We start from the raw sequence: 2,390 nt of genomic DNA, 5'->3' as shown, positions 1-2,390 counted from the left end.
CATCTTCCTCCTTCAAGATTCATGGTTTACATTCATTATAGGCATCTTCACTGACAGCCTCCGTCAGTGAAGTTCAATTTTCATCATCTGAATACAGTTCAGCAATTTGCCTGGCCATTGCTTTGATTTGATACTTCAACGCGATCGGCTCCAACACACGGATGCTTGTACCAAAGGTAAGAAGATATCTCGGAAGATATTTGTCAATCGTTGGGATGTCGATGAGGAACCGTGCTTCGGCGTCGGTACGTTCCGTCAAATAGTGATGCATATGCCAGTGGCTGCATATCGCATCCAGACTCCTCGTATCTCCTGCAATTCGGATTAACGCCATCGGTCCTTCCGCTTCTCGTTCCTTGTGCGATTGTTCGCGGAAATAGTCCTCTGTCGAGAAGTTCTCCGGCATGGTGAAAACGGCTTCCGTCCGGAACACACTCTCGATCCGGTCCACACGGAAAGTCCGAATTTCGGATGATTGGTGGCAGTATGCGATGAGATACCATTCGTTTCTGCGTAAGGTCAACCCATAGGGATCGATACTCCGCTCTTTGGCCGAATCAGAGTTTTCTTTACGGTAAGCGATGAGAAGCGTCTGTCCGTCCAAAATGGCCTGCTCCAACTGCCGGAGCATAGGAACAATACCCGGATGGGAGGCGGAAGAGATTACACTGAAGCCGCTCGTCAGACGCTGCAGATCCAGCATTTGTTCTTCATTCAAACTGTGTTCGATTTTATCCAGGGCTTGCTCGAGTTCATCCGTATACGGATACCCGACCCCCTTCGCGAACTTGGATGCGTCTACGATCGCCTTGAGTTCTACCGCCCGAAAAAATAAAGGAGTTTCCCTGAAGGTCTCCAATATATAGAACCCTCCGTCATGCCCTGAATCAGCAACAATCGGAACGCCGCTGGCGCTTAAGGTGATTAAGAATAAAGAGCCCCCTGATTTCTCAGGCGGCTCCTTGCTTCAGGCTAATTTAGATTCACTCTAGAATGTTGAATTCCAGTTCCTAGCTTGAAGACGTCAGCCCTTTTTCACGTTTGCCATCAATGGATTAAAGCTTGTCTGGGCATATTCCATCGCATCAATATACGCTTGCTGCTGAGAACGCTCAACCATTTCTTCTGGGCTAACTTCTTCTGCCTTTGACGTAATCCACCAAATATTCCCGAATGGGTCGACCACCCGGCCTCCCCGTTCTCCCCACGCCATCGTTGTCGGTTCCGTCATGGAAATTGCACCGGCCTTGATGGCCTTCGCATATAAGACATCGCTATCGTCCACATACAATCGAATGAGACTGATAAACGGAGGCCACTTCGGATCAGCATCAAACATGAGTATTTTCGAATCGCCAATACGCACTTCCGCATGTCCAATGGCTCCATCGGGATTGTACACCCGCCCCAGTTCCTGTGCATCGAAAGCGTTGATTAAAAAGTCAATTAACTTCCCGGTGCTTTGCGTCGTGATCCAGGGTGTAACCGTGCGGTTCACCGTTTCCGAAACTTGGCTTTCATTCATTTGCTCTAACCTCCAATCATTTATTCTGTTTGGAGTGTATCACCAAAAACTTGACAGCAGATTGTCATCTTTTTGGGCTTGTCAGAAGAATGAATGGCGATCTCTCAACGGATTATTTCAACTCGAATAAAGGGAGCAGTATGTACGATCAAAATTGCCGGCCAGCAAATCTTCCTTCCGGATGAAAAACTGCAGTTCGCCGGCATCCCACCAGCAAAAACCTACATCATCGTCCGAATCTAGTGCCAATAGCAACAGAGTATCCCTGATTTCCTGCTGCGCCCGATCCGGGTCACCGTTCAGGTGCCGGGTGATCTGCTTCAGCGCCTCCGTTTCGGAATAGTTGTATTTTTCGCCGGTCAGCAGCTTCAGTGCCGCTTCGTGTTCGCAATCGCCATGCTGGGTTTCGGGATAGCCAAACATCGTCGCCAGGTCATTAGAGCTGTATCCGGTCAGTTCGAAGCAAAGCTCCTCGTAATGTTCATAATCATGCTCATCGTCTTCCACCTGCTCGTAATCCACATAACCGTAATTAGGCGGCTCCAGGGTGGACCTTGCCGACACCTGATAACCCGTAAATGCATCTTCGAGTGCCGTCACTTCCGGCGCATGCCGCCGCTGCACTGCTTGAAGCTGCTCCTCCTGCAAATAGAGCACTTTATGCTCAATATCATAAGCCGGTTCATCGATTCCAATGAAAAAATATAGCGCGCCGTTTGCCGGAAGGAGGGAAACTTCGTCATAATCCATAAGCTCACGCAGCCTAAGCTGGGCCAGGAACGTCATGGGTGTTCCCTTTGAATCCACAGGCCATTCCACATCAGCCGGGAGATCCGGATCACCACCGATCCTGGAACAACCGGCT

Annotated in this window: 3 protein-coding genes; all 3 read right to left on the bottom strand. The window is 49.5% G+C overall.

Annotation, left to right across the window (positions count from 1 at the left end; all coding sequences use genetic code 11):
* Window positions 1–73 precede the first annotated feature (73 nt).
* Window positions 74–859, bottom strand: coding sequence for a helix-turn-helix transcriptional regulator (locus CPT76_RS08065; protein WP_105442546.1), 786 nt, complete (start codon window positions 857–859; stop codon window positions 74–76).
* Between the two features lie 165 nt (window positions 860–1,024).
* Window positions 1,025–1,525, bottom strand: coding sequence for a VOC family protein (locus CPT76_RS08060; RefSeq protein WP_105442545.1), 501 nt, complete (start codon window positions 1,523–1,525; stop codon window positions 1,025–1,027).
* Window positions 1,526–1,642: 117 nt separating this feature from the next.
* Window positions 1,643–2,390, bottom strand: a 748-nt coding sequence (locus CPT76_RS08055; protein WP_105444005.1) for a DUF1963 domain-containing protein, incomplete at its 5' end; no start/stop codon positions are given.

The sequence above is a fragment of the Paenibacillus sp. AR247 genome, assembly GCF_002968895.1.
In the GTDB taxonomy this organism is placed as follows: domain Bacteria; phylum Bacillota; class Bacilli; order Paenibacillales; family Paenibacillaceae; genus Paenibacillus_AQ; species Paenibacillus_AQ favisporus.
Note: the sequence above shows the minus strand (reverse complement) of the source record. Positions and strands in the feature narration are given on the sequence as shown.